Below are 22,803 nucleotides of genomic sequence, written 5' to 3'. Positions count from 1 at the left end.
ATAGAAAAGAGGGTTAGTAATGGATCTTAACCGATTTTACGCTTTCTATGGCGCGTTCAGTCGCTTGCGTTGTATCTTTACCGCGAGTCAGAGCAACACCTAAGCGGCGGCGACCATCAATATCCGGTTTTGCAAATAAGCGAAGCTGAGCGGTTGGAATACTTAATGCGTCATCGAGTCCAGAAAATTTCACATCACGGGAGGTTCCTTGACCTAACAGTGCGGCAGATGCCGATGGCCCATATTGAGTGATTTTCCCGATAGGGAAGCCTAGAAAGGCACGTACATGCAGTGCAAATTCGGAAATATCTTGTGAGATAAGGGTAACCATTCCGGTATCATGTGGGCGAGGGGAAACTTCATTAAAGATAACTTGATCGCCTTTGATAAATAGTTCCACACCAAAAATACCGTAACCACCGAGTGCATTCACAATCTCTTCTGCGACGTATTCTGCTGCTTTTAAGGCATTTTCTGACATGACTTGAGGTTGCCAAGATTCGCGGTAATCACCTTCTTCTTGACGGTGCCCGATAGGCGCGCAGAAATGTACCCCATCAACCGCTCGAACAGTCAGGAGTGTAATTTCATAATCAAAATCAACAAACCCTTCCACAATGACGCGACCAGCACCACTGCGTCCACCTTCTTGTGCATATTGCCATGCAGGCTCAATATCTTCAGTCTTTTTAAGGATACTTTGCCCCTTACCTGATGAACTCATCACTGGCTTACACACGCAAGGAAGGCCAACTTGTTCTACCGCAGAGACAAATTCTGCGTAACTGTCTACAAATTGATAAGGTGAGGTTGGCAGAGAGAGTTGTTCAGCAGCCAGACGGCGAATCCCTTCACGATTCATGGTTAAGCTTGTTGCATTAGCCGTCGGGACAACCGTTACGCCTTGAGCTTCGAGTTCCAGCAGCTTCGCTGTAGCGATCGCTTCTACTTCCGGGACAATATAATGCGGCTTTTCTAACTCAACAATTTGTTGCAATGCTTGGGGGTTGAGCATATCGAATACATGGCTACGGTGAGCTACCTGCATCGCAGGGGCATTGGCATAGCGATCACAAGCAATCACTTCTAAACCTAGGCGTTGACATTCAATGGCTACTTCTTTTCCTAGCTCACCTGAGCCAAGTAAAAGAACACGAGTTGCACTATTGAGAGTTGCGGTCCCCAACATAAAGAATCCTTATTAATCATGCATATAGTGTGAAGTCATCTGCGATGAGGGTTAATGATACAAAGACTTCACTATACCGAGAGCGAAAACAGCGGCCATGATACTGGAAAGGTAAAAAAAAGAAAACGTTTGCCTTTAGGGAGGAATCAAATCTTAACGCATCATAAACCGCTCAGAATGAAAGTTATTTGGTGCTAATCCAGCATCAATCAGTGCGTTTTTCATGCTTTGTGAAAAAGCCATGGGGCCGCAGAAAGAGATACTCAACTCCGATAAATCTCGCCCTTGCGTAATCTCTTTTGCACTTAAATATTCATGGTTACCTGCAGTATAAATGTGCAATTGAATGTTGTGCAGAGGAGCTATCATGGTTTGGATTAATTCAACAAAAGCCGTTTGTTGCCTCGTTTCTCGACAATAGTACAAATCGATTTGATGGTTTGAGTTTGAGGCTTTTTGACTCAAGGCTTGTATCCAAGCGATAAAAGGGACAATACCAATGCCAGCTCCAATCCATACTTGATGCGTGGCTTGTGGAAGGCAGAAACGTCCGTAACCACCTTCAACGGAAACGGGTTGACCGAATGTTAAACTGTGATAGAGCTGGTGAGTGTAATCGCCGAGATCTTTGATAGCGAATTCTACTTGCTGAGAAAAAACATCATATTTTAGGACAGAAAACGGGTGGGCGGGTTCACCATCAAGAAAGTCAAGATAGGCAAATTGACCCGCAGTGTATGCCATAGGGGTGTCAAGTGTGATACCAATATGCAGAACTCGATACTGGCTTTGTGGTTCATTGATGTGCTTTAGATAAGAAACCTGTCCTTGAACTTTACGCCTTTTCCCAATTTGCCCACTCAGTGAAATAAAGGCGCATATTGATCCTAAAAGCGCTGCACCCCAAACCAGAAGGTTCATACCAAGTGCACTGGGTTGATTGTCTAATAAAATGATCGAATGAAAAGCCCCCGCTAAAAAGAGAGCCCCTGCTAATTTGTGGGTAAAACGAAATTTCCGATAACTGATACTTTGAATTAAGCTAATAGCGATAACTGCCGTTAAACAGTAAAAACTCAATTCGCCAATTGTCTTGGCAAGATGTGTCCAGTTAATCAGATCTAATGATTGTGCGAATTGGGCTCGGCGTTGAGGTCGTTCAAGGAGGTTAAAACGGATCAACCAATGAGGAATTTCTACCAGTAGCCAGTGTATTACTAATGTGATACCAGCACGGATGCCTAGCCACTTGTGAATGGCATAAGCCTTATCCTGGCCATGCACATAGTTTTCGACTTTTGGTAGTCGTATGGCCAGTAACATCGCGAGTGCCATGTAAACGAGCCCTAACATACCACTCAGCAAAATGAACTGATGACGCCAATAGAAAAAGTGAGCATCCTCTGACCAAGTGAATACAAGGTTAGGTAACCATAGCAGCAAGACCAGTAGTGTTATTTTTTTCATCACAACAAATCCCTGTTTATTGTATGGTTAAATATTAGACCTGATAGATAGAGAAGGGTATCAGCTTTATCAAACCTTACCTTTCTTGACATAAGCTGACAAAGCGAGCAATTTTCAACCGTGGGTAAGTAAGAACAGGACGCCTTTGAATAGGATCTCTTATTGCTTTTGTCTAAATGTGGTTGTAAATCGAACAACTCATCTGTTTTGGTGATATATACATGAATAAAATCATTTTATTTATTGATTTTAACAACTAGTATTTTACCTATAACGATCAAGTAGTAGATGAGTACACAGCGATGCTTCGAACAATTAACTTAGAAATAAAAACAGCGTTGCTGTTTGCCGTAGGGTTAATCGGTGTGGTACTAAGTAGCTTATTTCTCACTCGGTATTTTTTTCTCTATAGCCTCTATGAATTAGAAAATATTGAAGTTCACCGAGCCAGTAACCAAGCATTATCGGTTGTAGAATCTGTTGTCCAACGGCAGGAAGAATCCTCTTATGATTGGGCGTATTGGGATGAAACCTACATGTTGCTGACCGATCGAGATCCGGGTTATGCCGAACGAAATTTAACAGAGGATGGTTTAGACGCGCTGGATTTAGACCTTGTGGCTTATATTCGTCCAAATAGAACGCTGTTACTCTCTTTTGCTCGGGAGACAGACCAATCTGTCCAACAAGCGAAGCAGTTATTACAAACGGAAGTACTGACACATTATTTGCAACAAATGGATAAGCAGTTAGATGCAAAAAAAAACAGTACAGCAAGCTTGGTCAGTATTGAACAGCAATTGTGGGCCATCAGCCTAACAGCTGTCAGAGATAGTGGTGGAGATACTGAAGCCGTTGGTTGGATGCTATGGGGGCAGAATTTAACAAACCGTTTTCCTCAGCATTATGAGCGAATCTTAATGGCAGATAACCAACTGTCAACCGATGAGCAAAGTGTGGCATTTTGGAATTCTGCTCAGCAAAGTGGGCATGATCATTTATTTATAGAGCGAACCGATCAACATCTCATTCATCATACTCTCCTAACTAATGATCACGGTAAGGCGATTGCGGTACTAAAAACCACAGAGCCGAGGCTCTATTATCAACGAGCGAAAAGCGTTTTTGTATTGCTTATTGTCGTTATGCTCGCAGTTACCAGTGCCATAGCGCTCATTATGTACGGTATTTTTTGGGTCACGGTGAGCCGACGTTTTAGTTATTTTGAACAAGGAATGCAAAATTTATTGAGTACGGTAGCCGCGCCTGAAAAAAACAATCATACCGATGAGTTTGATCGAATCACCCAATGGGTGAAAACTCTGGCTCTCTCTTCTTCACAAACAGAAGAGAAGCTGCAAGAAACCTTACAAAAATTCGATGTCCTTTATCATAGTCGCACGGTTGGAATGATATTGTTGACCGATAGAATCATTGTGGATGTAAGCCCTACGGTGCTCATGCTATTGGGGTTCCAGCGTGATCAACTTATCGGTCAGCCACTGAGTATGATTTGCGGCTGTAAACATACTCAGTGTGGTACAGAGCAACTGTATCATTCGATTAACCAAGGGCAATATCATTTTGAAACGACAATGAAGCGACATGATGGTTCAGACATTGCCTGCTCGGTTGAAGCCGCTTTGCTAAATGATGGTGAAAATTCATCCATTATGCTTTCAGTAAAAGATATCAGTGAGCAAAAGCAGCAGGCAGAATTAATTGAAACATTAAAACATTGTGATCCTGTTTCTGGTTTACTGAATCGGCAGACCTTGATGAAACGAGTGAATCACCGTATTCAGCAAGCGGAGACTACATTTAATGTGCTGTATCTATATGCATCACGCTTAAAAGAAATTGATGATGTATATGGGCACGATTACTACGACCGAATTGTTCAACATTTAGCGGCGACGTTGAAACGTCATTTCCCCGCTATGGAGATAGGCCGAATCAGTGAACAAGAGTTTATGATTTGGGCAGAGCAACCGACCCTTGATTTTGAGCGGGAAGGTAATCGCGTATTAATGGAATATCGCCAGAAAATCATGCTAGAAGATATAGAATGTGATATCGGCTTAAAAGCCGCATTGTTATCTTCTGCTATTGATTTTGAAAATTTTGAAAATTTATCGCACACCGGGTTGTATGCTGTCACACATGACAGCGGCACTAATACGTCTGTGACTCTGGTTCATGCGCAGCATTTTGAGCGAACTCAAGAGCTATTAGTGTTAAACCGAGATATTGTTGCAGCTTTAAAAAATGGTGAATTTACGGCGCATTATCAACCGATAGTGAAAGCTGAATCTGGTCAATTGGTTGGTTTTGAAGCATTGGCTCGTTGGACTCATCCAACATTAGGGATGATCTCCCCAGCGGTTTTTATTCCTCTGGCCGAGCAGAGAAAATTGATTGTGGAATTAGGCGAACAAATATTGGAGAAAGCGTGTCAGTTTATTCAACAAATTCAATGTGCGGATAAAACCCTCTCTTCCCACTTAAGTATTCATGTCAATATTTCTAGCCCTCATTTTCACCATAATAGTTTGGTGGAAACGTTACACAAGGTAATCGAGACTTATCACTTACTCCCTGGGCAGTTGGTTCTTGAGTTGACGGAGAGTATCTTGCTAGGAGCGGAAGATGATATTATTCACCGAATGGAGACCATTAAAGCATTAGGGGTTCAACTGGCACTGGATGACTTTGGTACGGGGTATTCCTCGTTCAGTTCACTCTGTAATTTCCCATTGGATATTGTGAAACTGGATAAATCCTACATTGATGGTTTAGAAACCAATAGTAAGGCCAAAAGCCTTATCCGAAATATTATCCATATGTCGAAAGAACTAGGAATGACCACCGTCGCAGAAGGCGTTGAAACAGCATCGCAGCTTAGAAAATTAACGGTATGGAATATTGATGAAATTCAAGGCTATTATTTTTATAAACCCATGACTGCAGAGCAAGCCTTTGAAAAATTTACGCTTTATTAAGTCCCTTATGAACGATGAGATTGTGGCTCACAATACTGTAATGGTCGCTTAATATGAATGGCACTATTAATTTGAGCCGCTGAGTTAAGCGGCTTTTGTCGATCTAAGATAATTTGATGATTACGAATTTAATCCGTTCACAGGTACGGCCCTGTGCCATTGTAAGTGAGCCTTGAAACATTGAGTATTTATCAAGGCTCACAAACTTTAAATGTTTATTGCTAGAGCGATAAATAGGACAGAGGAATATCTGGATTTATCGCTTCTAATGTGGCTTGAGTATCCGCCAAGTGGCTGATGGTGCCTTGCGACATTTCAATTAAAGCAGCCTCACGAATTTGTTCGAATGACTCTCTTGCCATTCGTAGTTGGATCAGTGCGACTTGTAGTGGCGGAAGGCTTGGATTGAATGCCGCATTTTCAGCATAAGCGCCGCTAAATTCTTGACCTGAAGCTGTGCGCAGAGCAACACCACTTAAGTTATTCGTGTAAGGGGCATGGCTACGGTTAAGGGCTCGTATGGCAGCTTGCAATAATGGCTCTTGGATATCGGTAAATAACCCATGATCCGTCTCTGACATTAGGCCAGAGGTAATACCGAGATCTCTCGGACCAAAGGATTCTGGGAGGTAATACTGCAGTGATTTTCCTTCGCGTTCAGGAAGTTGAATGGTCAACGTGTGTGAGCTTGTCAATTCATTCATAAACTGACGGCAGTGTCCACATGGGCTGTAGTTAACCGTAATATCCGTAATGCCTTGCTCACCTTTCATCCAAGCATGACTAATGGCGGCTTGCTCTGCGTGAATCGTCTGACCGAGCTGCACACCTGAGAATTCCATATTCGCCCCAAAATAAAGGTGGCCACTGATGCCACGCACGATCGCACCGACATAAAACTGAGAAATAGGGACATAAGCATAAGCCGCAGCAAGCGGGAGTAAAGCGACTCTTAATTCAGCATCGGTTAACTTTGAAATAGCAAGTAACTGGTTAAACTGTTCAGCAGACAGGGTTGCATCATATTTTTCAGTGAGCACGATCGGTGAGAGGTATTCGCTCACGGCCAATGGCAATTGTGCTAAAGCTTGTTCAATACGACGATTCATAATTTATCCTTATCCGTTTATTGAACTTCATTTTAGTGAATTGAGCGGTGCTTGCTGAGATCTGTGTCACGACTAGATATGTAATGGATTCTAATATTTCATAATTAGAGTGATATCACACATGGCGCAATCGGTATCCTTAGGTGAGCAGGCGTGGCTTATCCGTAGATAAGCCAAACACTAAATGCAAACAGGGTTGGGGCTAAAATGGATGTAATAATGCCGCAAACGACAAGGGCGAGTGAGCTAAATGCTGCATCCCGTGCATCTTTTTCCGCACAAGTTGCGGTACCGAGTGCGTGAGAAACGGTGCCTGTCGTTAGGCCTCTTGCGATGGGGTGGGTAATGTTAAGCAAGTTGTAAATAGGGTAGGCCATGATGGCACCAAAGAGGCCAACCAGTAGAACAAGAATGGCCGCAATCGCAGGTTCCCCTCCTAGGTTATTGGCAACTTCCATCGCAATGGGAGTGGTGACGGATTTTCCCATCAAGGCGGCGACTAATGATGTGTCTGCCTGCATCGATAACGCGATAAAACTGGCCGTAAGCATAGACATAATACTGCCGATACCACAGGCTAACATGATGATGCGCCAGTTAGAGCGAATTTGGGGGAGCTGTTCGTACAGTGGGTAGGCAAGTGCGACGACAGCAGGCTGTAGGAGATCGCTTATCCAATGATTATCAGCGTAGTAGGTATCAAACGGTACCTGAAGATAGATTAAGGTCGGGATTAAAATAGCAATACAGATCAACAGTGGGTTAACCAAAGGGGTTCGACATTTTTGTGCAACCCAACGAGCAAAGAAAAAGACCACTAATGTGACGAGTAACCACATCATTTTTCTCCTTTTTTAAGTAGCCGATCCAATACATAACCGAGTGAAACCAAAACGAGAACGGTGCCACCAATGGCACTGGCGAGGATTGGCCACAGGTTATTGAGCAACATATCGAAGTGAACCATTAACCCAACACTGATTGGGACAAACAGTAAGATCATGTAGCGGATAAAAAGATGAGCACTGGGTCTTACCCATTCAATGGGTACGAGCCCACTGGCTAATAAGGTGAAAAGAAATAATAAGCCGATAATACTGCCGGGAATGGCGATCCCCAACCAATGCTGTATGGTGATCCCAGCCCAGAGGCAGAGAAAGATTAACCCCATAGACACCAAGTATTGAGCGGCGGTTTTGAGGTGAAGAGTGATCGTATTCATGGTTAATTTTCACAATTAATAAAAGCGATTTTTAGCAAGCTAAAGATTCTACATAGCGATACACAGATTTGAGTATCGCCATTTTTTTCTCATCACTTTGGTGCTCTTGCACTAAGTTTTCTAAATTAAGCATATAGCTGGGTAGACGTGTTTCAAAATAATCTCGACAGTGATTAGCCCAGCGACGCTGCTCAGCATCATTAAGTGTCCAAGGATAATGACGAGCACGATAGCGAAAGAGCAGTGGGGCGATTCGCTGATCGCTAAATTGAATATCTAAGCTGCCGAGTAATTCAGGATGACTTGAGCGAATGATTTCCATGCCAGCTTTGTCAGAAGGGGAAAAGAACCCATCATACAGTTGGCTATCGACATCAACCGTGGTGGGAAATTCTCGTTCAATCGTAAATAGGGCAACTAATTTTTCTCGAATTTCTGGATGTTGACGAAGTAAGGCGAGATTTGCTAAGCATTGTTCACGATCAATCCCAATCACAGCGGCATTATCTGCAGTTAAGGTTTTTGCAGGCGCTAAAATCGGACATTTATTGAGATGCACCAATTTGATGGGCACCGGTAATTCATCTTCGGCCAACTCTTCACGTTTGGTGTAAAGACGTCGATGTAATTGCTCGACAGATAGCGTGAATAATGGTTCAGGATCTTTGGCTAAATCGACCACAATAACAGCATTCTGGTTGGTGGGATGCCATGTCATTGGAACGACCCAACTGGTGTATTGGCATTCTCGCCCCAACATGCCAGAAACATGCATTAAAGGCGTCATATTGACAATATCGACCAGATCGATCAGCTTACGTTTATGACGCATTGATAAAAAATAATCGAAAAGCTTAGGTTGGGCAGCTTTGATTTTTTTTGCGAGTTCGATGGTAGCGATGACATCGGCCATTGCATCATGTGCATTTTCATGTTCAATGCCATTTTCTTTTGATAGGTCTTCTAATTTAAAACTGGTAAACCCATCGTTATTTTCTGGCCAGTGGATCCCTTCCGGACGTAGCGCGTGACAGGCTCTCATCACATCTAATAGATCCCAGCGAGAGTTACCGTTTTGCCAACTCCACGCATAAGGGTCAAGAAAGTTGCGATAACAGGTATAGCGCGTCACCTCATCATCAAAACGAATGCTGTTATAACCTAGGCTAGTCGTATTGGGGGTGGCAAGTTCCGCATGAATCCGAGCAATAAACTCAGGCTCAGCTAGCCCTTCCTCCATCACTTTTTGTGGTGTAATTTTGGTGATTAACGCAGCCTCCGGCCCCGGTAGGTAATCACAAGGTAACTGGCAGTAAATCACTAATGGGTCACCGATAATATTGAAATCCATATCGGTACGGACACCGGCAAACTGACTGGGACGATCTTTCGCAGGGCTCGTTCCCCAAGTCTCATAATCAAAGAAGAAGAAAGTTGGCTGGTGTTGTTGCATGTGTGATTAACCCAGTAACGAAGAGGAGATGATGAGTATTAGAACATTCCACTCAAGACATGGCAATGATTGGACTGGGTGATAAAGCATAAGTTTAGAGAAAGAAAAAGCCGACCCGATTAAGGCCGGCTAACAGATGATAAGCCATTAAACGAACTTAAGCTTGTTGTTGTTCAGCTTCTGGTTCATGAATCTGCTTCATTAAGCGGCTCGTAATAGTACCGGCCGTCATTGAACCAGAAACGTTCAATGCGGTACGTGCCATGTCAATCAAAGGTTCTATCGAAATTAACAGGGCTGCGATGGTGACAGGTAATCCCATTGCTGGCAGTACAATCAGTGCGGCAAATGTAGCGCCACCACCAATACCTGCAATACCAAATGAGCTGATTGTGATCATCGCAATTAAAGAGAGCACAAAGTGAATGTCGAGTGGGTTTATCCCCATTGTGGGTGCAACCATCACAGCGAGCATGGCTGGGTAAATTCCTGCACATCCATTTTGGCCAATCGTTGCTCCAAATGAAGCTGAAAGGTTGGCGATGGCGGGTGGCACATTCAATTTCGTAATTTGTGCTTCAACATTCAACGGAATCGTGGCGGCAGAACTACGTGATGTGAATGCGAACGTTAATACAGGCCAAATTTTTTGAAAGTACGTTTTAGGGTTAACGCCCACAAAAGAAACCAATATTCCATGTACAACAAACATTAGGCCAATCGCAATGTAAGAGGCGACGATAAAACCGAGCAAATTGAGGATATCACTCGCACTGGATGTGGCGACGACTTTAGCCATGAGCGCGGCAATGCCATAAGGTGTCAAAGCGATAATCATTTTTACTAAGCGCATCACAATCGATTGCAGCGCATCAACAAATTGACGAATCGGCGCTTCAAATTGTTCTTTTTCGATCATCACTTTACGAGCTGCGATACCCATGAGTACACCGAAAATCACGACCGCAATAATGGATGATGAGCGTGCTCCCGTTAGGTCTGCAAACGGGTTGGTTGGAATAAAGCTCAACAGCATCTGTGGGATCGTTAAATCAGCCACTGTCGCGGCACGAGATTCTAATTGAGTCATGTGAGCGACTTCTCGGCTTCCTTCCGTGAGGCCTGCTGCACTTAAGCCAAAGGCTTGAGTGACTAAAATACCAATCAAAGCGGCAATCGCGGTGGTGATCAATAGAATCGAGATGGTCAGCCCTGAGATTTTACCTAGTGAACCGCTGTTCTCTAGTTTTACGACAGCAGAAATCATGGAAACAAGGACTAATGGCATAATGACCATTTTTAGTAGCCCCACATAGCCGCTACCGACGATAGCAATCCAAGAGAGGACTTGACTGATGACTGGGCTGTTCTCACCAAAGGTTAGCTGTAGAGCCAGTCCGAATACACTACCAAGCACAAGGCCTAGTAATACAACACGAGAAAGGGAATACGCTTTTTTCTGCTGGCTGAACAGGAACAGCAAAATGCCGGCAAATACCGCGAGCATGGCGATAGCTGTAACTGACATAATAAACATCCTTAAAATGGGGTAAGAGTAAAGAATGGAAAACGAAGGCAGGATACCGCTTCAAGGTTTATATGAAAAAGAAAAAAACAGTATGATTTAGAACAAATGGTTATCTAACTGAACGATTTGTTTATCCAAACAACATTTTGCTGGTGAATTGTTCGTTTTATTGATATTTCTTCAACATTTGATGGATGTCTTGTGAATGTAAAAGAGAGATGCGTTGTTCGGAATAGTCAAATAATTGATACAACATGGCCTGAGCAACTCGATCCGCTTCGATCGGAATCAGGTTTTTGAGCCGACCAAATAAGAAACATTGTCCGAGAATCATGACGCGTTGTAGCCAAATTTCGTCCAGCCTTGGTGTTTTTCGCTGACCTTTCAGCGGTCCTGGGCGAACAAAGGTGACATGTTCAAACCCTTGCCGGCGGATTGCTTCTTCCATTCGGCCTTTACAACGTAGATAGTGTGAGCGTGATGTGGGATTTGCGCCATAACTGGACACGACGGCTAATCGAGTCACACCTAACATCTTCATGGTTTGAGCGACTTGACAGACTAAATCAAAATCGATTTTTTCTAATGCTTGCTTTGAACCGGCTTGTTTGAGGGTTGTACCTAAAGCGATCACTCCATAGGTTGGGCGAGGCTGGTCATCATCCCACTGAGTAATATTCAGTTGTGCATCAATCCATTCGGTTAACTTGGGATGTGGAAGCCCAGAAGAATGTCGTGTAAGAGAATAGACTCTCTGGATAGCCGGTTGTGCGAGCAGGCGTTGCATCACGCAGGATCCAACTAAACCGGAAGCTCCAGCCACTATAACAATGGGGTTGCGAATCGATGAATTCATCTTCTTGTCTCGCCACTGAATCGATGAGAGTAGGAGCATAGCATGAATGAAAGCTCACGCGGGTTTGTTAAGTAAAGATTGTGATGGACAAAGCGTAGCATCATCAAAGGATAACGAGTAGACTGCTCCCACTGATTTTATTTCGGCTTAGGGATTAGCAATGTCTTACCTTTTCAAACAGTTAGATCTTTCATTTCATCATCAGATCACTCAGCGTATTGACCAAAAAACCAAGCCTTTAGGAGCACTGGGTAATCTGGAATCCCTTGCTTATCAGTTGGCACTCATTCAGAGCCAAGGACAAACGCAAGCCGCAGAATCCATCACCCTAAATAACCCGAACGTGGTTGTTTTTGCTGGCGACCATGGGATTGCTGACGAAGGCGTGAGTATTGCGCCCAGTGACGTTACTCACCAAATGGTAATGAATTTTCTCTCGGGTGGTGCGGCGATTAACTGTTTTTGTCGAGCTAACCAAGTACAGATAACAGTGGTAGATTGTGGCATATTACTCCCTATTGAAACTGCTCATCCTCACTTGGTGGTACAGCGCTTAGGCGCAAGAACCCAGAATTTTGTTCAGCAAGCGGCGATGACGCCTCAACAAGTCGAGCAAGGGCTAGAATATGGGCAGCAGTTAGTGACAAAGGTGATTCATTCTGGTTCCAACCTTGTTATGTTTGGTGAAATGGGCATTGCTAATACCAGCAGTGCAGCTGCATTATTGGCTGCATTATCAGGGCTACCGAGTGAAATCTGTGTAGGGAAGGGGACCGGAATATCATCGGAACAATTTCAGAAAAAACAAATGCTTATTCATCAAGCTGTATTACGTTGTCAAGAAGCAATGGGTGATCCTAAACAAGAACCTAAGCTGGTGCTTGCAGAACTGGGGGGATTTGAGATTGTGCAAATGGTCGGTGGATTTTTAGCCGCTGCTCAGCACAATACTCCTGTCATTGTGGACGGGTTTATTGCGACGGTGGCGGCGTATGTTACCACTTTACTTAACCCTAGCTGTCGAGATTACATGATTTTTGCTCATCGCTCTCATGAATCAGGACATCAAGCGGTGTTACAACTGCTTGAGGCGAGACCCTTGTTGGATTTAGGACTGCGGTTAGGGGAAGGAACGGGGGCGGTATTGGCCGTGCCTCTTCTTCGTGCCACCGCAGAATTTTACAATACGATGGCCAGCTTTGAGCAAGCCGGAGTGACAGTGTAATGTTTTGCCGAGTGCAATATCAGTGGCAGCTCTTTTTATTAGCGGTCAGTTTTTTTTCCCGTCTGCCCGTGCCGAAATCTTTGCCTTACAGTGTAGAACGGATGAATCAAGCGGGGCGATATTTCGCCTTGGTTGGGCTGTTACTCGGCAGCTTATGTGCTTTGACTTTCACGGTGTTAAGTGGGGTGTTACCTAGCCACATTAGCCTATTTTTAACTATGCTCATGAGCTTATTATTGACGGGTGCTTTTCATGAAGATGGGTTAACCGATATGGTTGACGGCATTGGTGGTGGAATGACCATTGAGCGGCGGCTACTCATCATGAAAGATAGCCGCATCGGGACTTATGGTGCAACCGCATTAATCATGGCATTGTTGGGGAAATATTTGTTTCTCTCTTCCTTGGACTCTTGGATGTCGTTAGTGCCCGTTTGGTTGCTGGGGTATACCTTAAGCCGAGCGGTAGCCGCGAGCTTTATTTATGATTTGCCTTATGTGAGTGATCCAGACAGCAGTAAAAGCAAGCCTCTTGCCAGCCGCCAAAGTCGTAGCGAGTTGGCGATATTGTTGATTACTGGAGTGTTTCCTGCATTCTGGTTTAGCGTCGAAGTGTTTATTGGGCTGCTTTTGTTAACCGGGTTATTCCGAGTGGGTTTTAAGGCTTGGTTAACCAAGCAGCTGGGCGGATTTACCGGAGACTGCTTAGGCGCAGCGCAACAGATTATGGAGCTAGCTATTTATTTACTGTTGATTGCTTATTGGCAGCAAGGTATTCAAGTGTTAGGACGTGTACAGTGGCTATTCAACTGATCTTAGGTGGGGCAAGAAGTGGTAAGTCCCATTATGCAGAGCAGCAAGCTCAATTGTGGCTTGCTGAGAGTCCCTCCTCTCAACTTCATTATGTGGCAACAGCAACCGCCTGTGATTTGGAGATGCAAGCACGTATCGCACATCATCAGCAGCAACGTGGTCAAGGTTGGTTAGAACATGAAGAACCTCTCGCTTTGGCGCAATTATTCACCCAGTTTCGTGAGCATGATATTGTGCTGGTTGATTGCCTGACCTTATGGCTTAACAATGTGATTTATAATGATGGGCAGGTACTGAACAAAAAACAGATAGAGCAACAGTTAGAACAATTACTGGTGGCACTCACGTGCAGCAAGGCAAGAGTTGTGCTTGTTTCTAATGAAGTAGGAATGGGGATTGTACCACTCGGCGAAGCTTCACGTTTGTTTGTGGATTACGCTGGTTGGATGAATCAAGCCATTGCTAAAGTGGCTCAGCGAGTCGTCTTTATTTGTGCGGGGCTTCCTCTCATATTAAAGGAAAACGGTTGATGATTTCTCTCTATCTGCTTCGCCATGGGAAAACGGTAGGACCTGCTGCTTTGAATGGGCGAACGGATGTCGCTGTAGCGGATAAAACGCAGCAAGCGATTGCAGAACAGCTTAAGTCCTTATCATTTGCGACGGTCGTGACTTCACCGCTGCGCCGCTGCGCTGATTTATCGGTACAACTTAAAGCTCTGAGGCCAGAGTTGGAGGTGATAATTGAGCCTGCATTTCAAGAACTTGATTTTGGTGAGTTTGATGGAAAAACCTTTGATGAATTATCTCTCCATTGGCCTTGTTTAGAGGCGTTTTGGCAAGATCCAGTCAATCATCCTTTGCCCGGAGCAGAGCCGCTATTCGAGGCCTATCAGCGAGTGAGTAACGCTTGGCACCGTTGGTTGCATCAGTGTGATAAAGATTGTTTGATGATCTTACATGGCGGAACCATCCGTCTATTATTGGCAGACATTTTACAGCTCAATTGGCAAAATCCACGCTGGTATTCCTCACTGTCGATTGCCAATCAATCAATAACTCAGTTAACCATTTACCCGACGGATCCTCCGCAGGTAATGGTCAACTATATTGGTGTTCCATTACCATTGGCATCCATAATAACTAAAAGGTAGTTATAGAGTATTCGCCACAGTTAGTGGTAGAATTTGCGCTGTTAGACGGACTGTATTTATTGTTCATAAATCTATGAATAAATAGCTTTTGTCTTGATAAGTGCGATCCTCCCAACATAAATTGGCTGAACAATTCTTTACCATACCGCTGTGCAATAAAGGAGTAGCGCATGACGAAGTCACTATTTCGCCAATCTTTTCTTTTCGACAGTCTTGATCTTGAGCAGCCAGTTTTACGTGGTGAGGTCACCACACTTTCGGGTGTAACGGTTAAGTTACATGAACGTGGTTTGGTTGAAGTTGTGCCTGCACAGAACAATGCACAAACGAAACACATTGTTATCTCTTGTGGTATTCATGGTGATGAAACCGCCCCGATGGAATTAGTGGATAAACTGCTGGAAGATATTCTAAGCGGTTTTCAAACGGTTAAAGAACGTTGTCTATTTATTTTTGCTCACCCAGCAGCAATGCAAAAACATACTCGCTTTATTGAAGAGAACCTGAACCGCCTGTTCGATGATAAGCCGCACCCTAATACCCAAGAATACTCGATTGCTGAGCATTTAAAGAAAGTGGTGGCAGAGTTCTATGTGGGAACGGCCCCAGTGCTACGCTGGCATTTGGACCTACACTGCGCGATTCGTCAATCTAAGCACTATTCTTTTGCCGTCAGTCCCAAAACTCGCCACCCAGTGCGTAGCCGAGCATTAATGCATTTTATTGAACAAGCACATATTGAAGCCGTCATGCTTTCTAATGCTCCATCAAGTACGTTTAGTTGGTTTAGTGCGGAATATTTTGCTGCGCAAGCCATGACCATTGAATTGGGTCGAACGGCTCGATTGGGAGAGAACGATCTTTCTCGTTTGGTTGCTTTTGATCTTGCGCTGCGCGATCTTGTTTCAAGGGAAACACCTGAGCATTTGCCTAAGAAACCCGTTATTTACCGAGTCAGTCGAACCATTGTGCGTATGCATGATGATTTTGATTTCCGTTTTGGTGAAGACGTTGAGAATTTTACAGCCTTTATGCATGGTGAAGTGTTTGGGCACGATGGGGATAAACCGTTAATGGCGAAGAATGAAGGGGAAGCGGTAGTATTTCCTAACCGTCATGTTGCCATTGGTCAGCGAGCTGCCTTGATGGTGTGTAAAGTGGATACTCGCTATGAAGAGGATCAATTAGTCTACGACTAAGTAAATCTCTTGAGCTTGGCCTGTGATGACGGTAAGGTTAACCCATTCTCATCAAAGCCTTTGATCTCTCAATGCAATTTAGTCAGCTCATCCAACAAAAACAGCGCCGCTGGCATCATGCTTCATGGCTGATGTTATGTGCCTTACTAATCAGTAGCGTTGTTTATACCATGGTGGGTGAGGTTTGGATTTGGCCATGGACTTCCCATACTCCTTTAGAACAACAGGTCGTTTTTGAATTAAGATTACCGCGTTTATTTGCTGTTATCTTGATAGGTAGCGCATTAGCGCTATCGGGGGCGACTTTACAAGTTTTACTGGGTAATGTGCTGGCAGAACCGGGCATTCTGGGTATTTCTGGCGGTGCGAGTGTCGCCATGGTTGTCGTACTCTTCTTTTTTCCCTTATTGGCGACTCCGCCGATCTTTATGATTGCCGCCGTCATCGGCTGCTTACTGTTTACTTTATTGCTTGTTCTTTTAGCAAAAACCATGCATCTAAGTACGACGCGCCTATTATTGGTTGGTGTTGCACTTGGCATTTTGTCTAGTGCGGCAGTGACTTGGGCCTTTTATTTTAGTAACAACTTAAATTTAAGACAGTTAATGTATTGGCTCATGGGTAGCGTCAGTGGTGTTAGTTGGTATCAGCACAGCCTGTCGCTTTTCGCATTACCGGTGATGGTGTGGCTGATGTTTCAAGGCGCTAAACTGGATAAACTGATGCTAGGTGAGGGGCATGCTAAACAGCTTGGTATTGATGTGCTGAATTTACGCTGGAAGCTGATTTTTTCTGTGGCGATTTTAGTGGGGGTGAGTGTAGCGCTTGGTGGTGTAATTGGCTTTGTTGGTCTCGTTGTTCCTCATTTCTTGCGTTTACTTTTAGGCAGTGAAAATCGAATGTTGCTTCCCCTTGCCGCGATTGGCGGAGCTTTACTGCTGGTTTTTTCTGATATTGTGGCACGCCTGATGTTAGAGGGGGCTGAACTGCCACTCGGCGTCGTCACTACTACGTTAGGTGCGCCAATCTTTATCTGGATGTTGATAAAAAACCATGATTCAAATTAACGGTTTACAGGTTGGAACACGCTTACTTCCCCTTTCTTTTCAGTGCAAAAAGGGTGAAATTTTACATGTGGTTGGCCCTAATGGCAGTGGAAAAAGTACGTTATTAGCAGCTGTGGCTGGCGTATTGGAAAGCCAAGGAGAGGTTATGCTTAACCAAACTCCTCTTTCTCAGCTTTCTTTCTCGGAGCTTGCACTACGACGAGCTTATCTATCACAAAGTGATAAACCCGCTTTTAATTTGGATGTTTTTCAATACCTCGCTTTATCTCTTCCCCAGGGTAAGCATCATCACGATTCAGAGGTTACGATCGCACTGAATGAAATCTGCAGCTTGCTCAATTTAGGTGACAAACTTCATCGCACCATCCATTCTTTATCTGGTGGAGAATGGCAGCGTGTACGCCTTGCCGGTAGTTGTTTACAGATTTGGCCAACGCTTAATCTTGATGGTCAAGTGTTGATTCTTGATGAGCCTGCTGCTCCGCTCGATATTGCTCAGGAACAGTTACTCTATACTTTGATTCAGCGGATCGCGAATCAAGGTATTACGGTTATGATGTCTAATCATGATCTAAATCGTTCACTTCATCATGCCGATCAAGTGTTATTGCTTGATAAGGGCATTATGCATGCCTTTGGTCCCGCACTTCATGTATTAACGGAAGAGAACCTTGCGGGCGTTTTTCAAACCTCAGTGAAGCGAGTGGATTGGCAGGGGCGAGCCTACCTTCTGTTTGAGTGATTTTGGTGCATTAAGCCCATTTGTTGGGCAGTGTGATGAATTTATTGGAAGTTGATAGAATATTTTCATTTAAAAATCAATCGGTTAATTTCTCCCCAATATTGGCACACCAATCGCATTACTCTTAGCGATACATTCTCGTTCTTGTTAGGCTTTTATAGTCACATTCGCCACCTTACTCTTGAGGTGGCTTTTTTTATCAAATGATCGCTTTATTGCTGTCTGAAAAGAGCGCTAGAGAAGCTCTGTACTATGGCGTAAAACGTACTGTGAATGATAACCATAAGTTATTTCTTGATGTCTGTTCATGCTTTTTTATTTATTCAACACTATGATGGTTTGGCACAGGGAAAAGTTTTGGATATGAAAGAACCTTTTTCATATTTGACGCATAAAATGGTAGTGACATAAGGTTTTTTGAAAATCATCTTTTCAGCACTTTTCGCTTTATTATTGTGACATTATGACGTTATTTTGAGCAAGGTAACGGTATTGGAATTAGGATTAGAAATGTCTCCTGATTTTCATTACTTTTTGTTATTTCATTTAAGGATCAACCAGCAAGGAGTTTTCATGTTAAAACGCATGATCCTGATGTTAATCGTCAGTACGCTGATTTTTGGTGGCATTTTTGCCTACAAAGCGGTCGGTAACTATTTTATGAATCAATTTTTTGACAATATGCCGATTCCTCCAGTCACAGTGACGGTGAGTGAAGTGACGACCGATGAATGGCAACCTTTTGTCAGTGCGATTGGGAGTTTTGCTGCCGTTCATAGTACCGATCTCACCACAGAAGCCAGTGGCATTATTACTGGTATCTATTTTGACAATGGAATCCGTATCAAAAAAGGCACACTGCTTGTTACATTGGATGATTCGGTCGATAAAGCAGAATTAAAACGGTTACAAGCGGTGGAAGACTTGGCGAAGTTAGAACTGACTCGTTATCAGCGCTTGTATCGAGAGAAAAATGTCTCTGAATCGGAGTTACGCTTGCGTGAAAGTGAAGCGAAGCAAGCGGCGGCCACGGTTGAAAGCCAACAAGCTCGTATTGCCCAAAAAACGATTAGAGCCCCTTTTGATGGGGTCGCAGGCATTCGGCAAGTCAGTTTAGGCCAATGGTTATCACCCGGTAGTACGGTGGTTTCACTGCAATCTTTCGCACCGATTTTCCTTAACTTTACTTTGCCAGAGCAGCAGTTACCGAACATTGAATTAGGCGGAAGCGTTCAAGTTGGGGTCGATTCTGTACCTGACCAAACTTTTGTTGGACGAATCACTGCTATTGCTCCTTCGATACGAGAAGCGAGCCGAAGCATTGAAGTGCAAGCCACGCTGGAGAATCAGAATTTCGCTTTGCGCCCTGGAATGTTTGCCCGAGTGCAGTTGAATACCGGAGATCCTGCTAGCGTGAGTCTAGTTCCGCAAACGGCCATTCAATTTAACCCTTATGGTAATTCGGTGTTTGTGGTTGAAGAACACGATGACACCTTGTTGGTTCAGCAGCGTTTTGTTCAAACTGGCGAGCGTCGTGGAGATGTTATCGTGATCGAAAAAGGGCTGGAGGTAGGTGAGCGAGTCGTGACTTCAGGTTTACTTAAATTACGTAATGGTGCTCCGATTATTATTAGTGATAACTCCCAAGTTCAGCCTAGTGCTGACGTGGCACCGTCACCTGACAATCAGTAGGAGTTTTCATGCGTTTTACTGATAAGTTTATTCAAAAGCCGATTCTTTCATCGGTGGTGAGCTTGTTTATTCTCCTATTAGGCTTACGAGCTATTATGGATATGAACGTTCGCCAATTTCCAGAGATCCAAAATGCAGTGATCAGTGTCAGTACGACTTATGTTGGGGCTGACGCGGATTTGATTCAAGGCTTTATTACCACACCATTGGAGAGAGAAATTGCCGCAGCTGAGGGAATTGATTACCTCGTTTCCACTTCTGTGGCAGGCAACAGTACTATTGAAGCTTACTTGCGACTTGATTATGACCCAAATGAAGCGTTGACGCAGATTGCGGCACAGGTCAATAAGGTTCGCTCTGAACTGCCAGAGAATGCTCGTGAGCCCGTTGTGACTTTACAAGTGGGTGAAAGTGTCGCGGCGATGTATTTATCTTTCTATTCTGAAGTCTTGGGTGACAACCAAATTACGGATTATTTAGTTCGAGTGGTGGAACCTCAGCTATCCACCCTACCAGGGGTTCAGCGTGCTGAAATTTTGGGGGCTCGCACCTTTGCGATGCGTATTTGGCTCGATTCCGTCAAAATGGCAGCCTATGGGATAACCGGAAGCGATGTTGCTGCAGCACTGAATAATAATAATGTACTGGCTGCGCTTGGCCGAACCAAAGGGCAAATGGTGGCCATTGACTTAACCGCGGCCACTGACCTACGCGATGCCGAAGGATTTAAACAATTAGTTATTGGTAGCGATGGCCGGAGTGTGATTCGTTTGGAAGATGTAGCGGATGTTGAACTCGGTGCCGAAAGTTATGAAAGTTCGGTTAGCTTCAATGGGTTAGCCGCAACCTTTATCGGGATCGAGGTTTCTCCTGATGCGAATGCTTTAGATGTAATTGAATTGGTGCGGCAAGTGTGGGACCGAGATATTATTCCCCAGCTTCCCCAAGGTTTGTCAGCCTATATCGCTTATGATTCCACTGAATACATTGAAAATGCGATTGATGAGGTGGTGATTTCCATCGTCTTAGCTTTGGCGATCGTGGTATTGGTTATTTATGCCTTCCTCGGTTCTATTCGTTCAGTCATCATTCCAGCGGTCGCTATTCCCGTTTCCTTAATCGGGACTTTTTTCTTAATGTGGTTACTGGGCTTTTCTATCAACCTACTGACACTACTTGCCATGGTGCTGGCAATTGGAGTGGTAGTGGATGATGCCATCATTATGTTAGAAAACATTCATCGCCATATTGAAGAGGGGAAGAGCCGTACTGAAGCGGCGATTCAAGGCGCTCGTGAACTTGCTTGGCCAATCATTACTATGTCCACAACGCTGGTTGCTGTCTTCCTACCGATAGGATTTGTTGGGGGGTTGACAGGTGTTCTCTTTGTGGAATTTGCTTTTACATTGGCTGCCTCAGTGATTTTATCGGGTGTGGTGGCATTAACGCTTTCTCCGGTGATGTGTGCTTATATTCTCAAACCTCATGATGCAAATAATGAAAAAGAGAAGTCGCTGGAACAGTGGCTAGATAAACAGTTTGAACGTTTACACCATGCTTATCAGCGTACATTGCACAGCTTACTTGATAGTAAAAGTGTGGTGCTCACCTTTGGTTCGATTGTACTTATCTCTTGTTATTTTCTATTTGTGACCAGTCCTTCTGAATTAGAGCCAGCCGAAGATCAAGGGTTTGTTTTCTCGATTCTTGAAAGTGATAGCTACCATACATTGGACGCATTGAGCCAAGCAACAGGTGAACTGAACCGTTTGGTGGATGAAGTCGAAGAAGTGGAGAATGTCTTTATCATCAATGGAATTGGGGGAACCAATTCGGCGATCGCAGGGATTGTACTTGCACCATGGGAGCGAAGAGAGCGGGATACTCAGGCGGTATTGGAAAACAATATTCAACCTTTTCTTACTCAGCAACCAGCATTAAACAGTTTTGCATTAGTGCCACCTTCACTGCCTTCTCCAGGGGGCGGGACACCGGTTGAATTTATCATTGGTTCTACACAGCCATTTGAAGCACTTCAAGAAGTGGTGCAGGAAATCTTGGGGCGAGCAATGGCGAGTGGCCGGTTTATTTTTGTTGATAGCGATTTAAAAATTAATCGCCCACGTCAAACGGTAGAAGTGGACCGAGAAAAAGCAGCATTGATGGGGGTTTCTATGCAGCAAATCGCGGCAGATTTAGGCAGTTTATTATCAGGCGCTGATACTGGGCGTTTTTCGCTTGATAATCGTTCTTACCGAGTGATCCCTCAAGTTGAGCGCAAAGAACGCTTAAATCCAGATCAACTGACCAATTATTACACTCGAAATAAGCAAGGGGAATTGGTGCCTCTTTCAGCATTGGTGACGCTAACGGAATCGGTACAGCCGCAGGCTTTGCGTGGTTTTCAGCAGTTGAACGCTGTGAAAATATCGGGTGTTCCTCGCCCCGGTGTGCCCTTAGGGGAGGCTTTAAATATCCTTGATACCATTGCTGAGGAGTTATTGCCCGCTGGATTTAGTGTCGATTATGCGGGGCAGTCACGTCAGTATAAGAGTGAAGGGCAACAGTTGGTTGTCACCTTCTTCTTTGCACTGATTGTGATTTTCTTGATCCTTGCGGCGCAGTTTGAGTCATTCAAGAATGCCATTATCATCATGGTCACCGTTCCAATGAGTGTTTGTGGTGCGTTGATCTTTACCAGTTTAGGGTTGACCAGCATTAATATTTATACTCAAGTGGGGCTGTTAACCTTAGTGGGGCTGATTGCAAAACATGGCATTTTAATTGTGGAATTTGCTAACCAACTACAAATGGAAGGCAGAAGTAAACGAGATGCAGTTGAACAAGCCACCGCTATTCGTCTGCGGCCCATTTTAATGACTACGGCGGCAACGGTACTGGCGATGATTCCGTTATTGATTGCGACGGGCGCGGGAGCTGGGTCTCGGTATGCGATGGGGTTGGTGATTGCCAGTGGTATGACAATTGGTACGTTATTTACCTTATTTGTTGTTCCTGCAATGTATCTACTATTGGCAAAGGATATAAACCCGCACGTGGATTCTCTGACCGCACAAGACTAAACAT

Annotated in this window: 18 protein-coding genes; 10 read left to right on the top strand and 8 right to left on the bottom strand. The window is 44.2% G+C overall.

The genetic code is table 11. The features are described from left to right. Nucleotides 1–13 precede the first annotated feature (13 nt). The gene (gene purT / locus EXA13_RS02990; RefSeq protein WP_238131794.1) at nucleotides 14–1,189 is read right to left on the bottom strand and encodes a formate-dependent phosphoribosylglycinamide formyltransferase; all 1,176 of its coding nucleotides are present in this window, start codon (nucleotides 1,187–1,189) and stop codon (nucleotides 14–16) included. A 153-nt stretch (nucleotides 1,190–1,342) separates the two neighbouring features. Beyond that, a complete protein-coding gene (locus EXA13_RS02985) occupies nucleotides 1,343–2,656 on the bottom strand; it encodes a ferredoxin reductase family protein (RefSeq protein ID WP_238131793.1) in 1,314 nt (437 codons plus the stop codon). A 302-nt stretch (nucleotides 2,657–2,958) separates the two neighbouring features. Between EXA13_RS02985 and EXA13_RS02980 the strand changes: the two genes are divergently transcribed. Then, entirely contained in the window at nucleotides 2,959–5,658 is a 2,700-nt protein-coding gene (locus EXA13_RS02980; protein WP_238131792.1) for a bifunctional diguanylate cyclase/phosphodiesterase, read from the top strand. Between the two features lie 221 nt (nucleotides 5,659–5,879). Here EXA13_RS02980 and cdd read toward each other — a convergent pair whose 3' ends face one another. From cdd to EXA13_RS02950, 6 genes are all read right to left on the bottom strand, one after another. Beyond that, complete coding sequence (gene cdd, locus EXA13_RS02975; RefSeq protein WP_238131791.1) at nucleotides 5,880–6,767, bottom strand: cytidine deaminase; 888 nt, start codon at nucleotides 6,765–6,767, stop codon at nucleotides 5,880–5,882. Between the two features lie 158 nt (nucleotides 6,768–6,925). Next, the gene (locus tag EXA13_RS02970) at nucleotides 6,926–7,606 is read right to left on the bottom strand and encodes an LrgB family protein (protein WP_238118279.1); all 681 of its coding nucleotides are present in this window, start codon (nucleotides 7,604–7,606) and stop codon (nucleotides 6,926–6,928) included. Next, nucleotides 7,606–7,989, bottom strand: coding sequence for a CidA/LrgA family protein (locus EXA13_RS02965; protein WP_238118269.1), 384 nt, complete (start codon nucleotides 7,987–7,989; stop codon nucleotides 7,606–7,608). Before EXA13_RS02965 ends, EXA13_RS02970 begins: the two co-directional genes overlap by 1 nt. Before the next feature lie 31 nt (nucleotides 7,990–8,020). Further along, the gene (sbcB, locus tag EXA13_RS02960) at nucleotides 8,021–9,442 is read right to left on the bottom strand and encodes an exodeoxyribonuclease I (RefSeq protein WP_238118268.1); all 1,422 of its coding nucleotides are present in this window, start codon (nucleotides 9,440–9,442) and stop codon (nucleotides 8,021–8,023) included. Between the two features lie 157 nt (nucleotides 9,443–9,599). Continuing rightward, on the bottom strand, nucleotides 9,600–10,970 hold the full coding sequence (locus EXA13_RS02955) for an L-cystine transporter (RefSeq protein WP_238118267.1): 1,371 nt from the start codon (nucleotides 10,968–10,970) through the stop codon (nucleotides 9,600–9,602). 166 nt (nucleotides 10,971–11,136) lie between these two features. Next, nucleotides 11,137–11,826 (bottom strand): NAD(P)H-binding protein, encoded by a 690-nt coding sequence (locus EXA13_RS02950; RefSeq protein WP_238131790.1) that lies wholly within the window; start codon nucleotides 11,824–11,826, stop codon nucleotides 11,137–11,139. A 160-nt stretch (nucleotides 11,827–11,986) separates the two neighbouring features. Between EXA13_RS02950 and cobT the strand changes: the two genes are divergently transcribed. From cobT to EXA13_RS02905, 9 genes are all read left to right on the top strand, one after another. Further along, a complete protein-coding gene (gene cobT, locus EXA13_RS02945) occupies nucleotides 11,987–13,051 on the top strand; it encodes a nicotinate-nucleotide--dimethylbenzimidazole phosphoribosyltransferase (RefSeq protein WP_238131789.1) in 1,065 nt (354 codons plus the stop codon). After that, nucleotides 13,051–13,863, top strand: coding sequence for an adenosylcobinamide-GDP ribazoletransferase (locus tag EXA13_RS02940; protein WP_238131788.1), 813 nt, complete (start codon nucleotides 13,051–13,053; stop codon nucleotides 13,861–13,863). Before cobT ends, EXA13_RS02940 begins: the two co-directional genes overlap by 1 nt. Next, on the top strand, nucleotides 13,848–14,393 hold the full coding sequence (cobU, locus tag EXA13_RS02935) for a bifunctional adenosylcobinamide kinase/adenosylcobinamide-phosphate guanylyltransferase (protein ID WP_238131787.1): 546 nt from the start codon (nucleotides 13,848–13,850) through the stop codon (nucleotides 14,391–14,393). The genes EXA13_RS02940 and cobU overlap by 16 nt, the downstream gene beginning before the upstream one ends. Further along, entirely contained in the window at nucleotides 14,393–15,016 is a 624-nt protein-coding gene (locus EXA13_RS02930) for a histidine phosphatase family protein (RefSeq protein ID WP_238131786.1), read from the top strand. The genes cobU and EXA13_RS02930 overlap by 1 nt, the downstream gene beginning before the upstream one ends. A gap of 170 nt (nucleotides 15,017–15,186) precedes the next feature. Next, nucleotides 15,187–16,215 (top strand): succinylglutamate desuccinylase, encoded by a 1,029-nt coding sequence (locus tag EXA13_RS02925; RefSeq protein WP_238131785.1) that lies wholly within the window; start codon nucleotides 15,187–15,189, stop codon nucleotides 16,213–16,215. Between the two features lie 71 nt (nucleotides 16,216–16,286). Further along, on the top strand, nucleotides 16,287–17,282 hold the full coding sequence (btuC, locus tag EXA13_RS02920) for a vitamin B12 ABC transporter permease BtuC (protein ID WP_238131784.1): 996 nt from the start codon (nucleotides 16,287–16,289) through the stop codon (nucleotides 17,280–17,282). After that, nucleotides 17,269–18,024 (top strand): vitamin B12 ABC transporter ATP-binding protein BtuD, encoded by a 756-nt coding sequence (btuD, locus tag EXA13_RS02915; protein WP_238131783.1) that lies wholly within the window; start codon nucleotides 17,269–17,271, stop codon nucleotides 18,022–18,024. Before btuC ends, btuD begins: the two co-directional genes overlap by 14 nt. Nucleotides 18,025–18,597: 573 nt before the next feature. Continuing rightward, complete coding sequence (locus tag EXA13_RS02910; RefSeq protein ID WP_238131782.1) at nucleotides 18,598–19,716, top strand: efflux RND transporter periplasmic adaptor subunit; 1,119 nt, start codon at nucleotides 18,598–18,600, stop codon at nucleotides 19,714–19,716. Between the two features lie 8 nt (nucleotides 19,717–19,724). After that, nucleotides 19,725–22,799, top strand: a complete 3,075-nt coding sequence (locus EXA13_RS02905) for an efflux RND transporter permease subunit (RefSeq protein WP_238131781.1) — start codon at nucleotides 19,725–19,727, stop codon at nucleotides 22,797–22,799. Nucleotides 22,800–22,803 lie beyond the last annotated feature (4 nt).

The sequence above is a fragment of the Vibrio cincinnatiensis genome, assembly GCF_022113815.1.
Lineage (GTDB): Bacteria > Pseudomonadota > Gammaproteobacteria > Enterobacterales > Vibrionaceae > Vibrio > Vibrio cincinnatiensis_A.
This window is presented reverse-complemented; position numbering and strand designations above follow the sequence as displayed.

Coding starts and splice junctions, on each gene's coding strand:
- purT (WP_238131794.1), bottom strand. CDS start 1,189: ATGTTGGGGACCGCAACTCTCAATAGTGCAACTCGTGTTCTTTTACTT.
- btuC (WP_238131784.1), top strand. CDS start 16,287: ATGCAATTTAGTCAGCTCATCCAACAAAAACAGCGCCGCTGGCATCAT.
- EXA13_RS02905 (WP_238131781.1), top strand. CDS start 19,725: ATGCGTTTTACTGATAAGTTTATTCAAAAGCCGATTCTTTCATCGGTG.
- EXA13_RS02970 (WP_238118279.1), bottom strand. CDS start 7,606: ATGTGGTTACTCGTCACATTAGTGGTCTTTTTCTTTGCTCGTTGGGTT.
- EXA13_RS02925 (WP_238131785.1), top strand. CDS start 15,187: ATGACGAAGTCACTATTTCGCCAATCTTTTCTTTTCGACAGTCTTGAT.
- EXA13_RS02910 (WP_238131782.1), top strand. CDS start 18,598: ATGTTAAAACGCATGATCCTGATGTTAATCGTCAGTACGCTGATTTTT.
- EXA13_RS02985 (WP_238131793.1), bottom strand. CDS start 2,656: ATGAAAAAAATAACACTACTGGTCTTGCTGCTATGGTTACCTAACCTT.
- sbcB (WP_238118268.1), bottom strand. CDS start 9,442: ATGCAACAACACCAGCCAACTTTCTTCTTCTTTGATTATGAGACTTGG.
- EXA13_RS02980 (WP_238131792.1), top strand. CDS start 2,959: ATGCTTCGAACAATTAACTTAGAAATAAAAACAGCGTTGCTGTTTGCC.
- EXA13_RS02940 (WP_238131788.1), top strand. CDS start 13,051: ATGTTTTGCCGAGTGCAATATCAGTGGCAGCTCTTTTTATTAGCGGTC.
- EXA13_RS02930 (WP_238131786.1), top strand. CDS start 14,393: ATGATTTCTCTCTATCTGCTTCGCCATGGGAAAACGGTAGGACCTGCT.
- cobT (WP_238131789.1), top strand. CDS start 11,987: ATGTCTTACCTTTTCAAACAGTTAGATCTTTCATTTCATCATCAGATC.
- EXA13_RS02950 (WP_238131790.1), bottom strand. CDS start 11,826: ATGAATTCATCGATTCGCAACCCCATTGTTATAGTGGCTGGAGCTTCC.
- EXA13_RS02965 (WP_238118269.1), bottom strand. CDS start 7,989: ATGAATACGATCACTCTTCACCTCAAAACCGCCGCTCAATACTTGGTG.
- btuD (WP_238131783.1), top strand. CDS start 17,269: ATGATTCAAATTAACGGTTTACAGGTTGGAACACGCTTACTTCCCCTT.
- cdd (WP_238131791.1), bottom strand. CDS start 6,767: ATGAATCGTCGTATTGAACAAGCTTTAGCACAATTGCCATTGGCCGTG.
- EXA13_RS02955 (WP_238118267.1), bottom strand. CDS start 10,970: ATGTCAGTTACAGCTATCGCCATGCTCGCGGTATTTGCCGGCATTTTG.